General features: G+C 67.2%; 17 protein-coding genes. 3 read left to right on the top strand and 14 right to left on the bottom strand.

The window, feature by feature from the left end; genetic code table 11:
* Positions 1-6 precede the first annotated feature (6 nt).
* Both ACO06A_RS11845 and ACO06A_RS11840 read right to left on the bottom strand, forming a co-directional pair.
* A complete protein-coding gene (locus ACO06A_RS11845; protein WP_421732405.1) occupies positions 7-468 on the bottom strand; it encodes a CAP domain-containing protein in 462 nt (153 codons plus the stop codon).
* A 35-nt stretch (positions 469-503) separates the two neighbouring features.
* Positions 504-1829: a UDP-glucose dehydrogenase family protein gene (locus ACO06A_RS11840; RefSeq protein WP_421732404.1), complete on the bottom strand. Its 1326-nt coding sequence runs from the start codon at positions 1827-1829 to the stop codon at positions 504-506.
* A 99-nt stretch (positions 1830-1928) separates the two neighbouring features.
* Here ACO06A_RS11840 and ACO06A_RS11835 point away from each other — a divergent pair, with 99 nt between their 5' ends.
* Entirely contained in the window at positions 1929-2363 is a 435-nt protein-coding gene (locus ACO06A_RS11835) for a VanZ family protein (RefSeq protein ID WP_421732403.1), read from the top strand.
* 52 nt (positions 2364-2415) lie between these two features.
* On the opposite strand, the gene ACO06A_RS11830 is transcribed toward ACO06A_RS11835, so the two are convergent.
* From ACO06A_RS11830 to ACO06A_RS11795, 8 genes are all read right to left on the bottom strand, one after another.
* Entirely contained in the window at positions 2416-3507 is a 1092-nt protein-coding gene (locus ACO06A_RS11830) for an NAD-dependent epimerase/dehydratase family protein (RefSeq protein ID WP_421732402.1), read from the bottom strand.
* A 199-nt stretch (positions 3508-3706) separates the two neighbouring features.
* Positions 3707-4981: a lipopolysaccharide biosynthesis protein gene (locus ACO06A_RS11825; protein WP_421732401.1), complete on the bottom strand. Its 1275-nt coding sequence runs from the start codon at positions 4979-4981 to the stop codon at positions 3707-3709.
* A 23-nt stretch (positions 4982-5004) separates the two neighbouring features.
* Positions 5005-6180 (bottom strand): polysaccharide pyruvyl transferase family protein, encoded by a 1176-nt coding sequence (locus tag ACO06A_RS11820; RefSeq protein WP_421732400.1) that lies wholly within the window; start codon positions 6178-6180, stop codon positions 5005-5007.
* Entirely contained in the window at positions 6173-7135 is a 963-nt protein-coding gene (locus ACO06A_RS11815; protein ID WP_421732399.1) for a glycosyltransferase family 2 protein, read from the bottom strand. Before ACO06A_RS11815 ends, ACO06A_RS11820 begins: the two co-directional genes overlap by 8 nt.
* The gene (locus ACO06A_RS11810; RefSeq protein WP_421732398.1) at positions 7132-8700 is read right to left on the bottom strand and encodes a hypothetical protein; all 1569 of its coding nucleotides are present in this window, start codon (positions 8698-8700) and stop codon (positions 7132-7134) included. The genes ACO06A_RS11815 and ACO06A_RS11810 overlap by 4 nt, the downstream gene beginning before the upstream one ends.
* Complete coding sequence (locus ACO06A_RS11805) at positions 8697-9389, bottom strand: acyltransferase (protein WP_421732397.1); 693 nt, start codon at positions 9387-9389, stop codon at positions 8697-8699. The genes ACO06A_RS11810 and ACO06A_RS11805 overlap by 4 nt, the downstream gene beginning before the upstream one ends.
* Positions 9386-11503 (bottom strand): glycosyltransferase, encoded by a 2118-nt coding sequence (locus ACO06A_RS11800; RefSeq protein WP_421732396.1) that lies wholly within the window; start codon positions 11501-11503, stop codon positions 9386-9388. Before ACO06A_RS11800 ends, ACO06A_RS11805 begins: the two co-directional genes overlap by 4 nt.
* A gap of 80 nt (positions 11504-11583) precedes the next feature.
* Positions 11584-13095: a sugar transferase gene (locus tag ACO06A_RS11795; RefSeq protein WP_421732395.1), complete on the bottom strand. Its 1512-nt coding sequence runs from the start codon at positions 13093-13095 to the stop codon at positions 11584-11586.
* Between the two features lie 217 nt (positions 13096-13312).
* Here ACO06A_RS11795 and ACO06A_RS11790 point away from each other — a divergent pair, with 217 nt between their 5' ends.
* Complete coding sequence (locus tag ACO06A_RS11790) at positions 13313-14878, top strand: polysaccharide biosynthesis tyrosine autokinase (RefSeq protein WP_421732394.1); 1566 nt, start codon at positions 13313-13315, stop codon at positions 14876-14878.
* A gap of 323 nt (positions 14879-15201) precedes the next feature.
* Here ACO06A_RS11790 and ACO06A_RS11785 read toward each other — a convergent pair whose 3' ends face one another.
* Complete coding sequence (locus ACO06A_RS11785) at positions 15202-15723, bottom strand: peptidase (RefSeq protein WP_421732393.1); 522 nt, start codon at positions 15721-15723, stop codon at positions 15202-15204.
* Positions 15724-15789: 66 nt separating this feature from the next.
* Positions 15790-17655 carry a DUF4012 domain-containing protein gene (locus ACO06A_RS11780; protein ID WP_421732392.1) on the bottom strand — a complete coding sequence of 622 codons (1866 nt, stop codon included), beginning with the start codon at positions 17653-17655 and terminating at the stop codon, positions 15790-15792.
* 160 nt (positions 17656-17815) lie between these two features.
* Between ACO06A_RS11780 and ACO06A_RS11775 the strand changes: the two genes are divergently transcribed.
* Positions 17816-18430, top strand: a complete 615-nt coding sequence (locus ACO06A_RS11775; protein ID WP_421732391.1) for a low molecular weight phosphatase family protein — start codon at positions 17816-17818, stop codon at positions 18428-18430.
* 55 nt (positions 18431-18485) lie between these two features.
* On the opposite strand, the gene ACO06A_RS11770 is transcribed toward ACO06A_RS11775, so the two are convergent.
* Together ACO06A_RS11770 and ACO06A_RS11765 are read right to left on the bottom strand one after the other, a co-directional pair.
* Positions 18486-19985, bottom strand: a complete 1500-nt coding sequence (locus tag ACO06A_RS11770) for an NCS2 family permease (protein ID WP_421732389.1) — start codon at positions 19983-19985, stop codon at positions 18486-18488.
* Positions 19986-20027: 42 nt separating this feature from the next.
* Positions 20028-20771 carry a CAP domain-containing protein gene (locus tag ACO06A_RS11765; RefSeq protein ID WP_421732388.1) on the bottom strand — a complete coding sequence of 248 codons (744 nt, stop codon included), beginning with the start codon at positions 20769-20771 and terminating at the stop codon, positions 20028-20030.
* Positions 20772-20802 lie beyond the last annotated feature (31 nt).

Raw genomic sequence — 20802 nt, 5'->3', positions numbered from 1 at the left:
CGGGACCTACTTGCCGAGGAAGACCTGCGAGCAGAGCATCTCGTCGCCGTCGAGCAGGCAACCGATGCCGACCTCCTGCACGTCTGGGTCGAGCAGGTTGGCGCGATGGCCCGCAGAGTCGAGCCAGGCGCCGACCACGTCGTGCGGCGTCGCCGCGGCACGCACCAGGTTCTCGGCGGCCGCTGTTGCCGGCGCGCACGCCTCGAGCACCGGAGTCAGGAACGCGTGCTCGAGCGGTCGGTCGCCGTCGAGCGCCGTCGCGCGCTCGGCCGCCTCATCCGTCGCGCACTGCGAGACGCCGAGCGCCGCCAGACCTTCGTCCACTCGCACCGCGTTCGTCTCGGCTACCAGCTCGGCCGCGTACGCCGCCGGGTCTGCACCCTCGGCCGACCACGGTTGCAGCTCGGTCGTGGTTGGCCGCACGACGAGGTAGATCGCGACCCCCGCGAGGATCACGCCGATCCCCACCAGCCACCAGCCGAGGTGGCTCCGGCGCTGCGCGATCAGGGACGCCCCAGCGCTCGGTAGGTCCAGCCGGCGGCCCGCCAGCGGGCGGGCTGCAGCACGTTGCGGCCGTCCAGGATCCGTCGGTGCGCCACGACCGCTGCGAGGGCGTCGGGCTCGATCTCGCGGTACTCGGCCCACTCGGTGGCGAGCAGAACGACATCAGCGTCCTTGGCAGCCTCGAGCGCGCTGTCGGCGAAGTGCAGGTCCGGCCACTTGGCCCGCGCGTTCGCGACCGCCTGCGGGTCGGTCACCGTGACGTGCGCGCCCTGGAGCTGCATCTGCGCGGCGACGGACAGTGCCGGCGAGTCCCGGACGTCGTCGGAGTCGGGCTTGAACGCGGCTCCGAGCACCGCGATGCGCTTGCCGACGATCGACCCGTGGCAGACCTCGCGCGCAAGGTCGACCATCCGCACACGGCGACGCATGTTGATGGAGTCGACCTCCCGCAGGAACGAGAGCGCGTCGCTCACCCCCAGCTCGCCCGCACGAGCCATGAACGCGCGGATGTCCTTGGGCAGGCAGCCACCGCCGAAGCCGAGGCCCGCGTTCAGGAAGCGGCGACCGATGCGCGCGTCGTACCCGATCGCGTCAGCCAGACGCGTGACGTCCGCACCCGTGGACTCGCACAGCTCGGCCATCGCGTTGATGAAGGAGATCTTGGTGGCCAGGAACGAGTTCGCCGCGACCTTCACCAGCTGCGCCGTCGCGTAGTCGGTGACGACGAGCGGGGTGTCCTCCGAGAGCGGGGTGGCGTAGACCTCGTCGAGCACCGAGCGCGCCTTGCTCCCCTCGGCGGTGGGCTCGCCGTCGTCATCCGTCGGCAGACCGTAGACGAGACGGTCCGGGTGCAGCGTGTCCTCGACCGCGAACCCCTCCCGGAGGAACTCGGGATTCCAGACGAGCACTGCTCCGGTAGCCGAGATCGCTTCCGCGATCGCCTCCGCGGTCCCCACCGGAACCGTCGACTTCCCCGCGACGACGTCCCCGGGGCGAAGGTGCGGAACCAACGCCTCCACCGCCGCATTCACGAAGGTCAGGTCCGCCCGGAACTCCCCGTGCACCTGCGGAGTACCCACGCAGATGAAGTGGACGTCCGCGCCGGCGGCGTCGGCGATGTCCGTGCTGAACGTCAGCCGGCCGGTCGCGCCGACCTCCGTGAGGAGCTCCGGCAGCCCGGGCTCGTAGAACGGAGCGCGGCCCGCACGCAGCGCGTCGACCTTCTTGACGTCGACGTCGATGCCGATGACCTCGTGCCCGAGCTGCGCCATGCTGGCAGCGTGAACGGCTCCGAGGTACCCGCAACCGATGACTGAGAGACGCACGAGATATCACTCCAAGTGGTATCGGGAAGCGCCGACTATATCGTCCGAAACGTCGCATAACCTGGCCCGATGCGGGTGATACCTCAGGGGCGGCGGGCGGTGTTCGCGCTGTTCATCGCCTACCTCGCAGCGGTCGCCGCCATCACCCTCGGACCCGCGCCCGCGCCCGACGAGACGCTCGGTGTGGTGCGGGCCGCGGTTACCTGGTTGAACGCCCACGGCGTCGGGGTCAGCTACGAGGGCGTCGAGTTCGCGGCCAACGTGGTGATGTTCGTGCCGTTCGGCGTGTTCGTAGGCCGGTTGTGGCCCGACGTCCCGTGGTGGCAGGTCATCGCGCTTGGGTTCGGCACTTCCCTGGTGATCGAGTGCACTCAGCGAACGTTCTTGCCGACGAGGATTCCCGACGTCCGCGACCTCCTCGCCAACACCGCTGGCGTCGCGCTCGGGCTGATCGAGAGTTCATTGGTCTACCGGCGAGTGAACGGCGAACCCCCACCGGAGCCCGTGATGCCGAGGCCGAGAAGCCGCAACTAGGCCGCCTACCGAATCTCGTTCGCCCCCTCCGGACTCTCGCCGGTGAGTGGCGCTAGATGCTGACGCCAGGCTGGTCGTCGATCCACGCCGCTAGGCGCTCGACTCCGGCGTCAAGGTTGAACTCTGGCGTCCAGCTCAGCACTTCTCCGGCGCGCGAAACGTCCGCCCATGCGTGCCGCACGTCGCCTTGCCGAAACTGCCCGGTCACGTGCGGCGCGGGCGCGCCGTAGCGAGCGGCGATGAGTTCTGCGGCCCGGGCGATGGTCTGCTGCTCCCCGGAGCCGATATCGATCGGAACTGCCCCTGGAGCTGCCGACATGACCCCTGCAACCACCGCGCGCGCGACATCGTCGATCAGCACGAAGTCACGCCGAGCCGCGCCGTCCTCGTACAGCGGGATGGATCGGCCGGCCTTCGCGAGACGACAGAACAACGACATGATGCCCGTGTACGGATTGATTAGTGACTGCCCCGGGCCATAGACGTTCTGCAGCCGCAGGATCACCGGCTCTACATCGACCGACTGCGCCCATGACGTAAGAACATGTTCTTGGGCCAGTTTCGTTGCGCCGTAGACGCTGACGGGAGCTGGCATGACATCTTCGGCCGCCATCGCGACCGGCGCACTGTCAGGGAAGTCCCACTGCCCCGCCTCGAGGATGGAGTTGGTCCGCTGCCCGGGGTAGAACAGTGGACCGCCTTGGCGCTTCCAAGCGCCCTCGCCATACACCGCTCGACTGCTCGTGAGCACGATTCGCCTTGGCAGTGCTTGGTGACGTAGCAGGCCATCGAGCATCTGCGTGGTCCCAACAACGTTCACCATCGCGTGGCGCGAAGCTTCGGACAGGGACTGTCCGGTACCCGTTTCGGCCGCCAGATGGACGACAACGTCCGGGTGCACGTCGGCCAGCACCGTGTCCCAGGTCGCCGACATCGTGACGTCGCCGACACGAAGGTCCGCACGCGGGTCCAACCCGACCGGTCGGTCTGCAGTCGGGTGGACCTGTGGATGGAGGTTGTCGACCACAACTACCCGGCCGAAGGCATCAGCCAACCCACCCGAGATTGCCGCGCCGATGAACCCCGCACCCCCGGTCACCAGAACAGTGGCCGACCGCATCTTCTCGGCATCAGCAAAAGACATGCTCGTGGACTCCTTGCGTTGAAGAACTGCGGGCACTACCTACGACTCCGCTGTCCCGCTGCGCGGGCAGCACGTCCTGCGGATCTGGTGGGGACATCCTGAGTCGACATCACACAATCAGATCCGTCTGATGCCGAGGGAACTCTTGAGCGGAGCTTGGGTCGATACGCCGGCGTATCCGTCGTCCCGGTCGCGGTCTCTATACCCGCCTTTGCGGCCACAGCAGGTGCACGCCCGCCAGAACGTCGCCGCGATGCGGTAACAGTTCACGGCCCCGTACCCGTGCCGCTCCGCATCCGACGAGGAACGTGACCCAGTAGCCACAAGACGACGCGATTGCTGCACCGATCGCGCCCAGCCGTGGGCCCAGCAGAACGAGAAGCCCCACACCCACTACGAGTCCAGCGACCTGAGATGTGGTCTGCTGCCAGCCCTTGTTGAGCGCCACCAGGCCCGAGTTTACGACGTATCCGGCCACCACCGCGACCGCGCCGGCGGCAGCTATGAACGCCGGAATGATTGCGCCAGCGAACTGCTGACCGAAGAATACCAAGACGATGACTGGCGTCGCGGCGCCGACAGCGAGCGCGGATGCCCAGCCGGCGACCATCGCTCCTCGAACATCTCGCCGGAGTACATCGTCAAGCGTCCCGTTGCTGTGGGCACGAATGAACGACCGGAATGTGCTGGACCCGATTGCCTGCCCAACCGCCATCGGAAGCAACGCGATCGTTGCCGCAACCGAGTAGAGGCCCGCCGCCTGGGCGCCAATGATCGGTAAGGCAAAGAACTGATCGAGCCGATACGACGCTGCCTCGGCGACCTGCGCACCGTAGTACCGGCGGGACTCACGCAGAAGTACGGACGCGCTCGCCCGTGGCCCTCTGAGCGGCGCGCGAACAAGGAGGCTGGAGACCACAAGGGTGCCAACCATTGCGGCCAGATTCAGCCAAATGACTACCGCGACAGAAATCGAGTTGGTGAGCGCGGCGACAGCAACTAGCGCCACAAACACACTCGCTGCCACGAGGTTCACGACCGCGAAGCTCCCGTGACGTTCCTGCCCCATGAGTATATTGACGTCCGAGATCCACAAGAGCCCGGCGGCACTGCAGCCTGCACTCGCAACGATCAGCGCCACCTGCGCCTGAGTGTCGAGGGAGTCCAGCACCAAGGCCGCCGAGCCCCAGCCGACTAGGGCCCCGACGAGCCCAGCCACGAGACCGAGCAAACGAATGGTGCGAACAGTCTCCGCAACACGGTCATCGTGTGCTGCGCGTCGTCTCGCGACAATCGGGATGCCCATCGAAAGCGCAATCGGCAGAAGTCCGGTCAAAGCCAGAGCAGCGGCCGTCTCGCCGCGACCTTCGGTCCCGAGCGACCTGGCGAGAATCGGTGCGCTCAATAGCCCCAGTGCAGCGGAAGCTACACGGCTGGCGACGATGGTGGACGGACCCGACAGCAGAGCGATCAACCGCGATTTCGTAGGTGCCGCCATCAGGATTGCTGTTCAGCTAGAGAAGCAAGGGCACGCCGCGTGCTTACGTCGGCCAGGTCGGCGAGACGGTCGGCGCGCTCAAGCAGAAAAGCGAAGTTGGCTGACCTTGCACGAACAACAGCTGCCGACAGATCAAGGGGCGCCACGACCGGGATTGCGTCATCACCCCAAGTCTCCACGTAGGCGGTGAGCTTCGATATCCCGGCAAGGGCGACGGAGGGGACACCATAGGCCATCGCAGTGACGTGGCCGTGAAGGCTGGAGCCGACGAACGCAGCGGATTGTGCGATTGCTTCGGCGATATCCCAAATATGACGGACCTGAACAACCTGGACATTCTCTCGACGCACCGCACTCTGGACGCGTCGCAATGCCTCCGAATCTCCATGACCGCCCGCAAGGCCAATCGGCAGGAGAGCAATCTGAGTGTACTGACTAGAAGCCTCGCGCACGAACTGAAGAAACGGCGACAAGTTCCTGCGCAACCAGCTCCACGAGCATTGGACGACAAGAGTTCCGTTGTCGACCCGAGGGACGGGATACAACCTCGCCAGCACGGAGGCGCTGTCGGGCGCCAGCGTGGGCCGCAATCCTTCCCCGCGCAGCAGCTCTAGTCCGGCCGAATCCCTGACGCTCAGGTATGCAGCGGAGGCAAGTACTTCGATCACATGAGCCCGATACCGCGGTGGCAGCATCGCGATCGACGAGGCACCGATTGCGTTCGTCGCGAGTCGACGGTCCGGTCCGACGGTGGGAATGAAGGGCGACAAGTCACTGCCACCAAGCCGCCACATCGAATAGAGGTCGAGCCCACGAGCGGAGATCTTGTTGAGGGCCAGCAGTGCCTTGTCGAATGGTGCAGGCGTTTGCGAGATCAGAGCTTGGCCCCAACGCGCGCCGAGCACCTCACCACCTCCGACAAGGACACCGGTGGCGCCCGCAAACTCCTTCGACGCGAGCGAGTGGCACGTGAAGCCAGCAAAGTTGCTCATATCGGCGGCGCGCACCGAAAAGTGCGATAGCGGGCGCAGCCGGAGTCGAGCGGCCGCGTCGTCCAGAACCAGCGGGAAGAGCAGGTCGCCATAGTTGAAACGGTCGTACGCACCCAGAGTGGCGACGGAACCAGTTGGATGATTGGCTTGACCGCCATCCCCTGCGACGGGCTGGTCATTCACTTGCATTACCCCCCCGGCCGAGGGCACCGCGCCTCGTCGTTCGACCATCGGTCACCACCGGCCCCGTCACACCACCGATACCATCGCGGATGCCGCGTATCGATGCCCTGAGCTTGGGCAGACGTGGCGCAGACTCCAGAAGCGCCGGCTTGACGATAAGCCGTGCCGTCTCCCTGAACCCCGACCCGGCGAGGATCGTCAGTAGACCGACACGCGGCCGTACAACAAGGATCCGATTCCTCTGGCCGTAGTAGTAATACCCGGCGCTCATGCCGCCGCCTGAAGTCCCGACGGATCCGCCTTGGGCATGCCAGATCTTCGCTTGAGGAACAACACCTAGTCGCAGACCAGCGCTGAGCGCGCGAGCGCTGAATTCGACGTCCTCCCAGTAAAGAAAGAACTCCTCCCGCAAGCCGTCGAGCTGACGCCACGTCCGTAGTCGCATCATTGGCGCCGCGCCGGTGATGAACCCGGTGGGGATACTCTGTAGGTCCGTTTGTGGCATCTTCTCGTCATGCCACGTCACGCCCTTTGCGTAGTCGATCCATCCTCCGGCGTACCAGATGGTCGTATTCGAACTGCTACCGGTAAAGATGACGGGCGACACAATGTCCATGGTGTCGTTGTCGAGGACCTGGGCCAGGCGGTCGAGCGCGTCGCCGGAGACCGTGGTGTCGGGGTTCACGATCCAGATCAGATCGTCGTCGCCTGCAGGTGACGCTTGCACCGCACGGTTGACGCCTCCTGCGAATCCCAGGTTGGTGTCGTTCAGGAGGAGTGAGATCTTCGGGTCAAGGGCCGAGACCGCGTGCAGTTCCGCGCGCTCATCCGCGCCCGATGCGTTGTCCACGATCGTGATGCTGGAGACCGCCGTCAGGAGCATCGACTCCACGCATGCTCGCAGGTAGCCCGCCGATCGGTAGTTGACGATGCACACATGCACGGGCGAGTTCATGAATCACCCTTGTGGGTCATGGGAACCGCAGTCGGTTGCCGATCGAGTGACGACCGGACGAGCTTTGACCGAGCGCCCCCACGTTGAGACTGAGTCAGGTTGCGCTCATCACCGGGAAGGTTGCCGCCCGCCGCCGCCACCACGCCAACGGCGAAGAGCACGGCCGCGAGCTGCACCAGCATGATGTAGGACATCGCATAAAAGCGTGTGAACAAGTCCATTGCCGCTCCGATGACGACGAACAACGCGACCGTGTTCTCAATGCGGTCACTGGGGATGACCTGGCGCATGGTCCGCGTTAGGCGGCCAAGCGCCCACCCATACAGCAGGCTGACGGCGAAAACACCGACCCAACCAAAACTCACCATTCCCCAGACTTGCGGGGGAAGCCTGTATCCACCCGAGCTGATCGCGGCGACGTCGACTCCTGGATTTGTAATGGATAGCGTCCACACCGACGGGTTCCATTCATAGTTGCCGGGCACAAGGCCGCCAACGAAGGTCCGGCCGTCCGAGTAGACGGGGTCGGCCAACCATCGAGTCATGAATGCAAGCTGGTCGGCGATGTCGGGTGCCCCAGCGGCCACGCTCTCGATGAAGTTCATCGAGCTCGCTTGCCCGTACGCGCCGAAACCGAGAGCGTTGAGCAGTGCATACACTGCGCTTCCCAAGAAGTAGACGGCGAACAGTGCTAGGAAGTACCACGGCATTCTCGCGCGACGCCCCGCTGCAAGAACGCCAAGAAATAGGAGGACGCCGCCGACCGCCGGGCCGCGTTGGAGCGTGAGAATCATGCAAAGGACCGACCCGCCGAGTAGGGCGGTCCATCGCGCGGTCCGCTGTGTCCAAGCAAAAACAGCGGCGAGCGGCAGTAGAACCGAGATGAGACTGGACGATGCACGGTAGAGAGGGGCAACAGGCTGATAGGACGCGGCGTAGGCTCCCCTGAAGAACTTTGCTGCGTAGGGATCCGGCGCCAACGCAGGAATGAATCCCATGACAGCAAAGCTCACAAGCAATCCGAGGATCGACGCGCCCAGGAGCGTCGCGACGCGGCGAGAGGTGACGCCCGATCTGGTCGCGATTTGCACTCGCGCCGCTACCCGTGACGCTGCACCACTCAGCCAGCCACCGGAGTAATTGCTCACGACTACACCCACAAGAGCGGCAACAAAGCCTGCTCCGATTATTCGCGCGTAGGAGTCCCACACGCCAGCTCCGACATTTCGGGAGACGTCTATGTAGTACAGAGGAATAACATAGGCGACGATACCGAATATCAACTGGGAGTGAGCGAGCAGGTTCCATCTGCTGGGCCAAGCAACGTAGCCAAGAATGCTGATTCCGACGAGTGAGGCGCTGACAATGAATCGGGTGAGATCACGATTCAGCAGACCAGGAGCGTCCGTTAGAAACGATCCTACGGACGTCACCGCGAAGAAGCTGATCACCAAGACGGTAACACTGACGAGAAGTGCCCCCACGAGTTGGTGGACACCCAACTCGTGCCGAACAACCCTGTTGCGAGGTTCACCGGTCCGGGTCCAGGCGCTGAATCTGCTCACGACGTCGTCGCGTCCGGAGCTTTGGCCGTGCGCGGCCGGACGGGAACCTTGCCGACAGTCCGGCTGAAGTAGGCCCCCTGTGTTGCGGCACGCTTGAAGGTCGCGGGAGATCCGGCATAGAGCGCGCCAGCCAAGGTCAGACCGCGGATGACAACAGAGCCCATTCCCACGATGGACCTGTCCGGGACGACCGCTCCGGGCACGAACTTACAGCTCCCACCCACCATCGCGTAGTCGCCAATACGGATGGCGCGCGTAACGAGGGTATTGTCCGCGGCCTCGATACCGTGGGTCATGAAGACGCTTCGTACGCCCGCAACGGTCGCGAACGCACCAACCTGCACGCCGCCAGAGGTGTCGAGGTAGTGACGATTTGTCAAGGACGAATGCGCGCCGAGCACCAGGGAGCCTGCGATATCCACCGAGGATTCCGAGACGAGGAAGGGGGCAGCCGAGATCCAATTCAGCTGGCCGATCTCTGCATGCTCGCCGACGCGGAGGTTGGTGCTCCGCAGAGCGTTCAGCGGGCCGATGCGCGCGTGCGCGTCGATGTCGAGGTGGACTCTTCCAAGGATCAGAGTGGGCGCGATCGATGCGGTGGTGTGCACGTCGTGCCCCAAGCGGCCCAGCATCCAGTTCTTCACGCCAGACGCCGGCAACAGACCGACGAGCAGCTGAACGAGCATCATCCTTCGACTCCTACGGCATCGGCGACTCGGTGCGGGCGTTGGAGGTCGGTCACCACGTCGCGCAGCTCGGCCGCTGTGTCCGCCCAGGCTCGACTGCCTTCCGCCCTGACGTCGCCGCGGTTCCCCGCTGCGAGAGCTAGCGCGCGGGATAGTGCAGGCCCGTCCGGTTCCGCCACGATCAGCCCTGTGTGCAACTCATCGAGGCCACTGTCCGACGTAGCGACGACAGGAACCCCAAAGAATTGCGCCTCGGCAACCGGCAGCCCGAAACCCTCGTCACTCGACGCGAGCACCACTACGCTCGCGCCTGAGATGATCCGCTCGTAGTCGTCAGAGTCGACGAACCCCGGGAGCTCGACCATCGAGCCGATACCTCGCTCCACAGCCATCTGGCGAAGCGCGTGCGCATACTCTCCACGGGCCCCGAGAATGGTCAGGACGGCGCGGGCCTCTCGAAGCTCGTCCGACTTCGCCACCGCATCGATGACGAGCTCAGGACGCTTGTTCGGGTGGTGGCCGAAGGTCACGATGGACGGGACGGCGTTCGTGAGTGGCGACACGATCCATCTGCGCGCGTGATCGCGGCCGTTCTCGACGACGACGGGTTGCGCCCCGGGATTGATCGCTCGCGTCTCTCGTGCTGTCTTCGACGAGATGGCAACGACCCTGCCCGCCCATCTAGCCGACGCTCTCCACAGCTGTCGGTAGACGCGTTGCGCGCTCGAGAACTCATGGGGGTTCTTGATGTGCCGCCAGTCGTGGACAACGCACACACGGGCGGAGCGCGGCACCAGCGGCGTGACGATCGGGCTTGCGGAGACAACCGCGTCGGCGCCGGAGCGCCAGTAGACCATCGCGGTCCCCACCAGCTGCGTCAGGCTCCGCCCGACGACGTTCGCGTCGGGCGCCGTTCGGACGCGCACTCCGGCGAGATCGCTGAACGCATCCTTCGCCCAACTACCGCCGACCACAGTGAGTCGGTCGCCGTTGCCCAGGGCATGCCACGAACGGACGAGCTCGGATGCGTACAGGTTCATTCCGCCGGACTGCTGGGGCGCACCCATGACATCGAACACGACCTTCAACGGAGCTGCCCCACTGCCCGTCGCCCAGGCCGTCTCACGCGGGGCGGCTGCAGCCCAGGCGTCTGCGAACGTCAGTAGTCCACGGACCCACGAGTCGATGGAGTGCTCGGCGAACGAGTCGGGAGTCGACCTCGCTGATCCAGACGTGAGCATCGTCCGAACTGCCGTGACGGTCGCGGTCGGATCGTCGTGCGGTACCACTGCCACCCGCTGGTCGTCATAGAAGGCCTCCGCGCGGATCGTCTCGTTCGAAGTCACGAGACCGGCGCCTGAAGCAAGTGCTTCGAACGTTCGCATCGTCAGGCCGCCCTGACCGGACTTCTGTTGGTCGACAACGACGCGCGAACGCCGGAAGACGTCGGCCACGGCGCTTCGAGGCAGCTTCACGGTCGAGACATGGCGTGTATCTATGGCCCGATACTTTGGTGATCGCAGCTTCTGCAGAGGCACATACCAGCGAGCCGGCGAGTACAGGTGGACGAACGAGTTCGGGAACTCACGCGACATCGCCCTCGCCACGCTGTACCTCTCCGGGTTCACGGTGCCGATGAATGCGACGTCGTGATCCCAGCCTGAGAGTCCGTCACCGGTGCGAAACTCGTGCGTGTAGAAGAGTGGGTAGTAACGAAGTGCGCTGTCCCTGGCGAGGTCGTCGCGGTCGAACGTCAGTGCAACGTCGACCAGGTCACGGAGTCGCGCGTATCCCCCCGACTCGGCCATCGAGTCGTACGCGTAATACACGACGACTGCTCGCGGATGATCCCGCCTCAGCTCGTCGAGAAACGTCCTGGGCGTCAACTCGCCTTTGATGACGAGGACCAGATCGAGGTCGACGTCGGCCAGAGCGCGCCGGGCCTGACGGAAGTAGACCTCGCTCCACGGCCGAGTGAGACGAGGGATCGCCCTGAACAGACCCCGGGCGAACGCACTGTTGGCAGGCCGCTCGTCCAGGAAGCGAGTTTCTAGTCCGGCGTCACGAAGAGCTTGCGTGATTGCGTGCTCGTAGCCGAAAAACGAGGGCGAGACCACGAGTGCCCGCCGCCTGGGCCCGCCTTGGCTCGACCCGACTGCGATGCTGCTCGTCGAACTCTTGGTAGTACTCGTCCGCATCAATAGGCCCCGGCCGTGGAGAGCATGGCCTTCGCCGTCTTGGCCAGGATGAGCGCGTCGCCGAAGAGCGTCCAGTTCTCCACGTAAGTCACGTCCATGCGTATGCCTGCCTCCGGCGAGAGCTCGGAACGGCCGGAGGTCTGCCACAGGCCAGTCAGACCAGGCTTCACCAACAGACGTCGGTGAGCGGCTCGGTCGTATTGCGCGACTTCCGCATCGATCTGAGGTCGTGGCCCGACGAGGCTCATCTCGCCACGCAGCACGTTGAGGAGCTGGGGTAGCTCGTCGAGCGAGTACCGACGGATCAGGCGTCCCACCTTCGTGACGCGCGGGTCATTCTTCGGCTTGTAGAACATCCGAACCTCGTCGACACCCTCGAGGGCGAGGACCTCGCCGAGCCGGGAGTGCGCGTCCGTGACCATCGACCGGAACTTGATCATCTTGAATCGCCGGCCGTCCTTGCCTATCCGCTCCTGGGTGTAGAACACAGGTCCGGCGCTGGTGAGACCGACGAGCGCAGCGAGTACCAGGAGCAGCGGCGAGAGCAGCACGGTGATGACGGCAGCAGCCATCCAGTCGAACACCGACTTCGCGACGTACCGACCTCCAGTGAATCTGGGCTCATCGACGTACATCAGAGGCAGGCCGTTGACCGGCTGCATGATCACGCGCGGCCCGGCCACGTCGAGCAGCGTGAGAGTGAGCGCGAGATCGATTCCCTTGCCCTCAAGATCCCAGCCGAGCTGGCGCACCGTCTCGGACGTGATCGTGTCCGCGCCGGTAACCGCGACAGCAGATGCCCCGATCGCCTCCGCGATCGTCGCTGCCTGGTCCATGGATCCGAGCACTGGTACGCCGCTGACCATCTCGCCCGCGCTCACTTCGCCTGTGGGCACGCAGACCCCGACGACCCCGTATCCGGCCAGCGGGTTGTGGTGCAGCTCGGTGATCAACCGTGCCGCCTTGTCCCGATGTCCGATCACCAGAACGCTGGACTGCATCTCGCCTCGCTTGCGACGCCGATGGAGCCAGTGCCGCCAGCCATAGCGGCTCACCAGGATCAGCGCGAGACCGACGGGCGCCGCGAAGCCGAGATATCCGCGTCCGATCTCCATGCGGAACACGAAGGCGAAGACGGCAACGGTCGCGAACAGCCGCCAGGTGGCGGTGAAGACCTGGGAGTACTCGGCGGTGCCCGAGCCCACAACACGCCGATCGCGGGTGCGGCCCAGCGCGAGCGCGGCAAGCCAGGCGCCCGCCAATGTCACCGATACGGCCAGGTACGTGGGGGCGAACTCGCCGGAGACGGTTGCGAGGCCAGAGATGTCGAACCGAACGATGTAGGCGACAGCGACAGCGACAAGGACGGCGAAAGCATCAGTGATCGCGACCAAGGTTGAATAGCGGCGCCACCACGTGCCAGAGCCCAGGGCGATCGGAACAGCCGCAGCGCGGCTCCTCTGCGACGGAATCACCGGCGCATGCTGATGCCTGATTTCCTGATCAGTCATGCCACGCCCCCGCGATCGTCGGCCATCTGGTCTCAGGTCAGCCAAATGAGCGGCAATCGTACCCCGACAAATGTTGGATGGCATGGCACTAAACAGACATTTCGGGCCCCGCCGTCAACGTCACCCTGAGGATCACCCGCAAGAGATCGCTGCTGGGATCGCGTGAGAGAATCGTGGCCGCGCCACACGTCGTGCGCAGGGGATCGGGAGAGAGTTCGTGGAGCTACAGGACTATTTGGTCATTTTGCGCAAGCGCTGGCTCTCGATACTCGCTATCGCCGTGCTGAGCGTGAGCGCAGCGATCGCCGCGTCCTTCGCGGCCACCCCGATGTACCAGGCCACGACGCAGCTGTTCGTCTCCGTGCAGGGGGACGCGACCAACAGTGACCTCCTCCAGGGCGCCAACTACAGCCGCCAGCAGGTCACGACGTACACCCAGCTGGTCACCAGCCCGCTCGTCCTGAACCCTGTGATCGAGGACCTGGGACTGGATGAACGCGCCGAGACACTCGCGGAGCGAGTGGCCGCCGAGTCGCCTGTCAACACGTCCCTCATCAACGTCACCGTGACGGACGAGAACCCGGCCATCGCCGCCGCTCTGGCTGACGCGATCGCGGAAGAGTTCAAGGAGGTCATCAGCGACCTGGAAGCGCCTGAGGACGGCAGCACCTCCGCGGTGAAGATCTCGCTCGTCCGAGACGCGACAGCCCCCCTGTCGCCGGCCTCCCCGAACCTCAAGCTCAACATTGCGCTCGGCGTTCTGCTCGGCATCGGTCTGGGTATCGGCGTGGCCATCCTTCGGGCCATCCTCGACACCCGCGTCCGCTCGGATGCGGACGTCGCTCGTGTCACGGACACCTCCGTCATCGGGATCATCCCGAACGACGACGACGCGCCGCAGCACCCGCTGATCGTTCAGAGCAGTCCCCACAGCCAGCGGTCCGAGGCATTCCGGCGGCTGCGCACGAACCTGCAGTTCCTCGACATCGCCGACCGTCCGCAATCGATCGTCATCACCTCGTCGCTCCCCGGCGAGGGAAAGTCGACGACGTCGATCAACGTGGCGATCACGCTGGCCGACGCCGGCACACGCGTCGCGCTCATCGACGCCGACCTTCGCCGCCCGTCCGTCGCCAAGTACATGGGCCTCGAGGGCAGCGTCGGGCTCACCACGGTGCTCATCGGCCGCGCGAGCGTCGAGGACGTCATCCAGCCCTGGGGCAACGGCTTCCTGCACGTACTCCCGGCCGGCCAGGTGCCGCCGAACCCCAGCGAGCTCCTTGGTTCCCTCGCGATGGCGAACTTGCTGGACAAGCTGACGAAGCAGTACGACGTCGTGATCGTCGACACCGCTCCACTGCTCCCGGTGACGGACGCCGCGATCCTCGCCAAACTGACCGGCGGAGCCCTCCTGGTCGTCGGTGCAGACAAGCTCCACCGAAGCCAGCTCGCGGAGTCGGTCGGCAACCTGGAGACCGTCGGTGCTCGCATTCTCGGCATCGTCGTGAACCGGCAGAGGCGCAAGCAGGGCGAGCAGTACGCGTACTACGACTACACCCCGACGCCGGCCACGTCCGCCGACTCCGGTCGGACCAGTCGCAAGAAGCGCAAGTCCCCGCCGACGGGGCGCCTTCCCCAGGTGCCTGAGTCGACCTCGCCCGCGGCGGTCTCCGGGCCGACGACACTGTGGCCTGGGGACTCGCTGAGCGAGACGCAGCTGAAGGACTTCCGCCGCCAGCAGGCGCAGAACGCTCCGGCCCAGCACCAGCGCCCCGGCAGCTGATCGCACCAGCACCGTCACGACGGCCTCGGACCTCCTCGGTCCGGGGCCGTTGTCATGCCCGGCTCAGCGAGGATGAGACCGCCCGGACGACGTGCGCCCCCTGGGGGCGCTCAGAGCGCCTGAGGAAGTCCGGAGCGACTTCCTAGAGGCTGATGCCCCCGTCAGGCGCTCCGGTATCAGCTGCTCCCTCAACCCGGCGCCAGCCAGGGGGCCTGCCGGCCGCGTGGTTGCGGTGAACCCATCGCCCTCCGGGTCGACTGCCCCGGACGCACGAGAGCCCCGCACCAACCGGTGCGGGGCTCTCGTGTGAGGTGCTAGGCCATTCAGGCCGCGGCGCCAACCTGACGACGGCGGGCGACGACGACGCCACCGGCGCCGACGAGGACCAGCGCACCGGCGCCGAGGGCGATCGGGAGCGCGTTGGAACCGGTCGAGCTCAGGCTGCCCGCGGCACCGGCAGCGGCCGCGACGGACACGGTCTGCGTGCTGAGGACGGCACCAGAGGCGGTGTCGGTGGCGACGAGCGTGAACGTCCCGGCCTGGCTGAGCGTCACCGTGAAGACAGCGACACCAGAGGCGTTGGTGACCTTGGCGAGCGACTTCGTCCCCGCGATGGTGATCGCCGAGTCGGGGATGGAGGCCGGGTTGCTGGTGATGGTCAGCGTCACCGACGCGCCGGCGGGGCCGGCGACCGTGACGGTGAAGCTCTCACCGGCGGCGGGCGTGGTGTCGGAAACCGTGCCCTTGTTGGTGTAGTCGCTGGCGCCATAAGAGAAAGCGGCAGACGGAACGAGCGCGAGTGCCACGGCAGCAACTGCGACCAGAGCGGTGCGACGAATCTTCATTTGGGTGTCCCCCCGGACGGTCGTGTTACAGGAGTGGCGAGATGTGACTAGGGGCAACCGTACCTGCTACTTCTCGCATGCGGAACCCAGGACTACGTCACCCTTTTGGCGGGCTGTGGGAGTGGTTCGGATATGCACGTTTCCGGTCTGTTTCCGGCCGGTCACGATTTGCAGGTCCAGCGTCCCACTCTCGCCCGGTTTGAGGGTAAATGTCCGCGCACCTACGCCTAGTCCGTCGTGGAGCTGGGCGTTCAGCCCCTGCGGCTCGGGTTTCACCCGGACCGATTCGATACCACCGCCGTCGGGGGCATAAATGAGCACATTTGTCCGAATGTCTCCCAGCGGGACAATGTCGTCCAGACCCACCAGGTAGGAGGGCAGCTCGGCCGCGTCGGCGGGCGCGTCGTACGCCAGCGTGACCACCGCGTGCACGATCTGCGACCCGTCCGGCCGGCACTCCGTCGCCTCCGCGTCGACGGTCAGGTCCAGGTAGTAGCCCACCTTCGCCTGCGTCCCGTCGTTCAGGTAGACGCCGATTACGGGCGAGTCGCCATCGACCCCGCGGAGCGCCCCACCGAGGACGGTCGGCGCCAGACTCGCCTGCTCGTCCTCGTCGGCGGACCACACCATGAGCCGGCCCTGCCGGGCCGCCTCGGCCAGCGCGCCCATCACCGCGGGGGCGTCGCCCTGCCCGCCGACCACCGCGGAGAACACCGAGCGGGACGTGTCGGAGAAGAACGCGTCCTGCTCCTGGGGATCCTCGATGTCCAGGTAGACCTGGTTGAGCAGGGTCTGCGCGGCGTCGTCGCCACCGAGCGTGCTGCCGTCGGAGAGCGCCACCGGGCCTGTCGCCTTGAGGACCAGGCCGAGCGCCACCGGGTCCATGGACAGGACCCCGTCGATGGTCCCGCCCACCTTCTGCTCCCAGATCGCCTTGGCCAGCGCGCCGCTGCGGGGGAAGTCCGGGGTGAACGTGACGTCGCGCATGTCGGTGCCCAGCAGGGTGCCGAACAGGGCGTTCTCCGCGTCCGTGAGGGGCAGGGCCGGCTCTGCCAGCCCGCTGAGCGAGCCCCCCGCCCGCTCCCCGACCACGGTGACCGCACCGGCGTCGGCGTGCAGGAGCAGCACCGAGCCGGGGATGCCGCCGGTGGCGCGCTGCTCCGCGTTGTTCTGCACCAGTACCAGGTAGTTGCGCGGCCCCTCGGCACCCATCATCGCGGGCACCAGCAGCGCGGCGCGGGCGGCCGTGGCGGTGGTCACGGCGACGTCGGCCACCTGGTCGCGCAGGGTCTCCACGGGTTCGGCGACGAGGGCGAGCAGCGAGGACGTGTCGAGGTCCTCGAGCCGCTGGGCGGTGAGCTGCACGGAGTCGTCGGCCGCGACGATGGCGGGTGCGGCGTCCTGGAGCGGTCGCAGGTCCACCCGCCCGTCGACCGGGGCCAGCGCCGCGGGGTCGACGAGTGTCGTGGCCTGCATGAGGGACGGCAGGGCGTTCTGGGCGAGGTCGTCGACCGCGTCGGCCACGGTGTGCACGGCCCGCACGTTCGGTCCGACCCACGGCAGGACGCCCGCCAGGGTCCACGCGGGTCCGCGCGTCGAGCGAGCAGCCGTCGAGGAGTGCGCCTGGAGCTGGACCAGGGTCTTGTCGGCCGCGGCCGAGTCGCCCGCCGTGACCTGCGCCTGGAGGTCCTTCACGTCGGCGCGGGCGGCCTCGAGGGCGCCGGCCGCGCGCAGCGCGTCGGTGACCAGCCAGACGCCCAGGCCGACGACCACCAGCAGCGCGAGACCGCAGCCGAGGAGCACGCGGTGGACCGTCCGGCGTCGGCGCTCGCGGACGTAGCTGGTGCGTCGTCGACGGACCGTCTCGGGGTGCTGCGGCGCCTCCGGGACCGGCTGACCGTCCCAGTCGGATCCCCACCCAGGGTGCGTCACGACGTCTCTCTCCCCCTGGCCGGAACGCCGCCCGGCAGGGCGACCGCGGTCGGAATCGTACCGGCGCGTCCTGAGTCCCCCTGTCGGGGCGGGTGGAAACTCTGCGCCGATCGGGTCACGCGATGCCCGGAACTGCCCCCGCGGACCGCAAGATGGTGCCATGACCCCCGCTGACCAGGCCGAGCCCCTGCGCGTCCTCGTCGTCTGCACCGGCAACATCTGCCGGTCGCCGGCCGTCGAGCGCCTGCTCGCCGCCGGCCTCGGGGCGACGTACCAGGGGCGCGAAGGCGGCGGCCTGGTACCGGCGATCGAGGTCGGGTCTGCCGGCACCGGCGCGATGGTCGGCTGGCCGATGCCCGACGAGATGGCGGCCCTCGTCGCCGCGCAGGGGGTGTCCCCCGACGGCTTCGCGGCCCGCCAGCTGACCCCCGGCATGGTGCAGCAGGCGGACCTGGTGCTGGCGCTGACCCGTCGGCACCGCTCGGCCATCGTCGAGCTGGTCCCCGCGGCGGTGCGCCGCACGTTCACGCTGCGCGAGCTCGCGCGGCTCGTCGGCGACATCGACCCCGCCACCCTCCCCGGCGCCAACGCGACCACCGCGGACCGCCTCCGGGCGCTCGTGCCGGTCGCGGCGACGCGCCGCGGGCTGTCCGCGCACCGCCCGGCCGACGACGACGTGATCGACCCCTACAGCGGCGACGCGGCGGTCTACCGGAAGTCGTTCGGCCAGCTGCTGCCCGCCGTCGAGACGATCGTCGCGGCCGTCCGCCGCTGAGCACGCATGCCGGAGGCCGGGTCCCTGTCGGGCCCGGCCTCCGGGGCGTGCGCGGTCAGATGCCGAGCGCGGCCTTGATCGGGCCGATGAGGAAGTAGGCGACGAACATCGCCGACGCCACCCACATGAACGGGTGGATCTCCCGCACCTTGGCGACGGCCAGCTTGATCACGACGAATGTGATGATGCCCGCGCCGATGCCCGCGGTGATGGAGTACGAGAACGGCATGATGATGATCGTGAGGAACGCCGGGATGGCGACCTCCCAGTTGCGCCAGTTGATGCCGGCGATCTGGGTGACCATGAGGAAGCCGACGACGACGAGCGCCGGGGTGGCCGCCTCGAAGGGGACCAGCGCGACCAGCGGCGACAGGAACGTGGCCAGCAGGAACGCGATGCCGGTGACGACCGCCGCCAGCCCGGTGCGCGCACCGTCACCGACGCCCGACGCGGACTCGATGTAACTGGTGTTGGACGAGACGCTGCCCGCGCCACCGGCCGCCGCCGCGATCGAGTCGACGATGAGGATCTGCTTGGTCTTCGGCGGGTTGCCCTCGGGGTCGAGCAGACCGGCCTCGCCGCCGACGGCGACCATGGTGCCCATCGTGTCGAAGAAGTCGGCCAGCAGGAGCGAGAACACCAGCAGGATGACCGCGACGAGCCCGATGGACTCGATGGAGCCGAACAGCGAGAACTGGCCGACCAGCGAGAAGTCCGGCGTCGCGAAGATGCCGCCCTCGGGCCAGTGCGGGACCTCGAGCGACCAGCCGGCGGGGTTGACCACGGCGCCGGTCTCGTCGGTCTTGCTGCCGATGCTGCCGACCAGCTCGATGAAGAACGCCAGCACGCTCGCGGACACGATCGAGATGAGGATGGCGCCCCGGACCTTGCGGACCATGAGGATGATGGCCAGCAGCAGCCCGAACACGAACACCAGCAGCGGCCAGCTGGCCAGCGAGCCGGCGATGCCGAGCTCCACCGGGGTGGCCATGCTGGCGGGGATCCGCACGAAGCCGGCGTCGACCAGGCCGATGAACGCGATGAACAGGCCGATGCCGACGCTGATGGCGGTCTTCAGCTCGAGCGGGACCGCGCGGAAGACGGCCTCGCGGAAGCCGGTGAGCACCAGGACCAGGATGATCAGGCCCTCGAGGACCACCAGGCCCATCGCGTCCTGCCAGGACATGCCCGGCAGCGAGGCGATGGAGTAGGCGACGACGGCGTTCAGGCCGAGACCGGCCGCGAGCGCCAGGGGGAAGTTGGCGACGACCCCCATGAGGATGGACATCACGCCGGCGACCAGCGCGGTCGTCGCCGCGACGGCTGCCAGGTTGGGGGTGTCCCCGCCACCGAGGAACAGCCCGTCGCCGGACTGGACGGTCCCGATGATCAGCGGGTTGAGCACGATGATGTAGCACATCGTGAAGAAGGTGACGAGACCACCACGGATCTCGGTACCGATGGTCGAGCCGCGCTCAGTGATCTTGAAGTAGCGGTCGACGGCGTTCGTCGGGGGCGCAGGACGCTCTGTCTGCGTGGAGGGGGTCGAAGACATGCGCGCAGTGTGGCAGAACTGTGTGACCCGGATGTTGCGTACTCAGCCCAGGAACACCTGCGCGCAGAGCTGACCCTTCGGGCTCGGAGTACAGGCGACGCCGATCTGGGTGTACGTGGGGTTGAGGATGTTCGCGCGGTGCCCGTCGGACCCCATCCAGCCCGCGACCACGGCCAGCGGCGTCGGGTAGCCGAGGGCCAGGTTCTCCCCCACGGCGTGCGCGGCGCACGCCTCGAGGACGGGCTCCAGCGGGTCGTGCTCGAAGCGGTCCTCGGCCACGAGCAGGGCGGTCCGGGCCGCGGCCTGCTGCGTCCCGCACTCCGAGACGGCCAGGGGTGCCAGGCCGACCTTGGTGCGCTCGGCGTTGGTGCGGGTGACGATCTCGTCGCTCACGGTGGGCACAGGAGGCGCAGCCGGCGCAGCGGGCGCGGCCGGGGCCGCGGGTTCGGCGGTCTGCGCCGGGGCGGCCGGCTGGGCCGGGGCCGACGGCGACGTCGTGGCCGGCGGCGGGGTGGTCGGCGCGGTCGTCGTCGGCTGGGTGCTCGCCGGCGCCCGCGCGCCCGAGCGGGCGGCCGCGTCGTCGTCGCGCAAGGTCACGAGCGCCGCGAAGTCCCCTGGCACGACGGGGTCCGGTGCCGGCGTCAGGGCGATGGGCGTGGTCACCAGCGCGAGCGTGCTCAGCAGGACCAGCGCCGACCTGCGTGACCAGCGGTGGCCACCGGCCGAGCGTTGCCGCAGGTCGCGGCGGTGCCAGCGCTCACGCGGGACCGGCGTGAAGGGATGCACCCGAGGGACGTTAGCGGCTTCCGGACAGAAC

This window comes from Cellulomonas sp. (assembly GCF_965229465.1).
Classification (GTDB): domain Bacteria; phylum Actinomycetota; class Actinomycetes; order Actinomycetales; family Cellulomonadaceae; genus Cellulomonas.
This window is presented reverse-complemented; position numbering and strand designations above follow the sequence as displayed.

What these genes read in the sequence shown, in the direction of transcription:
- ACO06A_RS11775 (WP_421732391.1), top strand. Translation starts at nt 17,816, where the DNA reads ATGACCCCCGCTGACCAGGCCGAGCCCCTGCGCGTCCTCGTCGTCTGC.
- ACO06A_RS11795 (WP_421732395.1), bottom strand. Translation starts at nt 13,095, where the DNA reads ATGACTGATCAGGAAATCAGGCATCAGCATGCGCCGGTGATTCCGTCG.
- ACO06A_RS11815 (WP_421732399.1), bottom strand. Translation starts at nt 7,135, where the DNA reads ATGAACTCGCCCGTGCATGTGTGCATCGTCAACTACCGATCGGCGGGC.
- ACO06A_RS11805 (WP_421732397.1), bottom strand. Translation starts at nt 9,389, where the DNA reads ATGATGCTCGTTCAGCTGCTCGTCGGTCTGTTGCCGGCGTCTGGCGTG.
- ACO06A_RS11830 (WP_421732402.1), bottom strand. Translation starts at nt 3,507, where the DNA reads ATGTCTTTTGCTGATGCCGAGAAGATGCGGTCGGCCACTGTTCTGGTG.
- ACO06A_RS11785 (WP_421732393.1), bottom strand. Translation starts at nt 15,723, where the DNA reads ATGAAGATTCGTCGCACCGCTCTGGTCGCAGTTGCTGCCGTGGCACTC.
- ACO06A_RS11770 (WP_421732389.1), bottom strand. Translation starts at nt 19,985, where the DNA reads ATGTCTTCGACCCCCTCCACGCAGACAGAGCGTCCTGCGCCCCCGACG.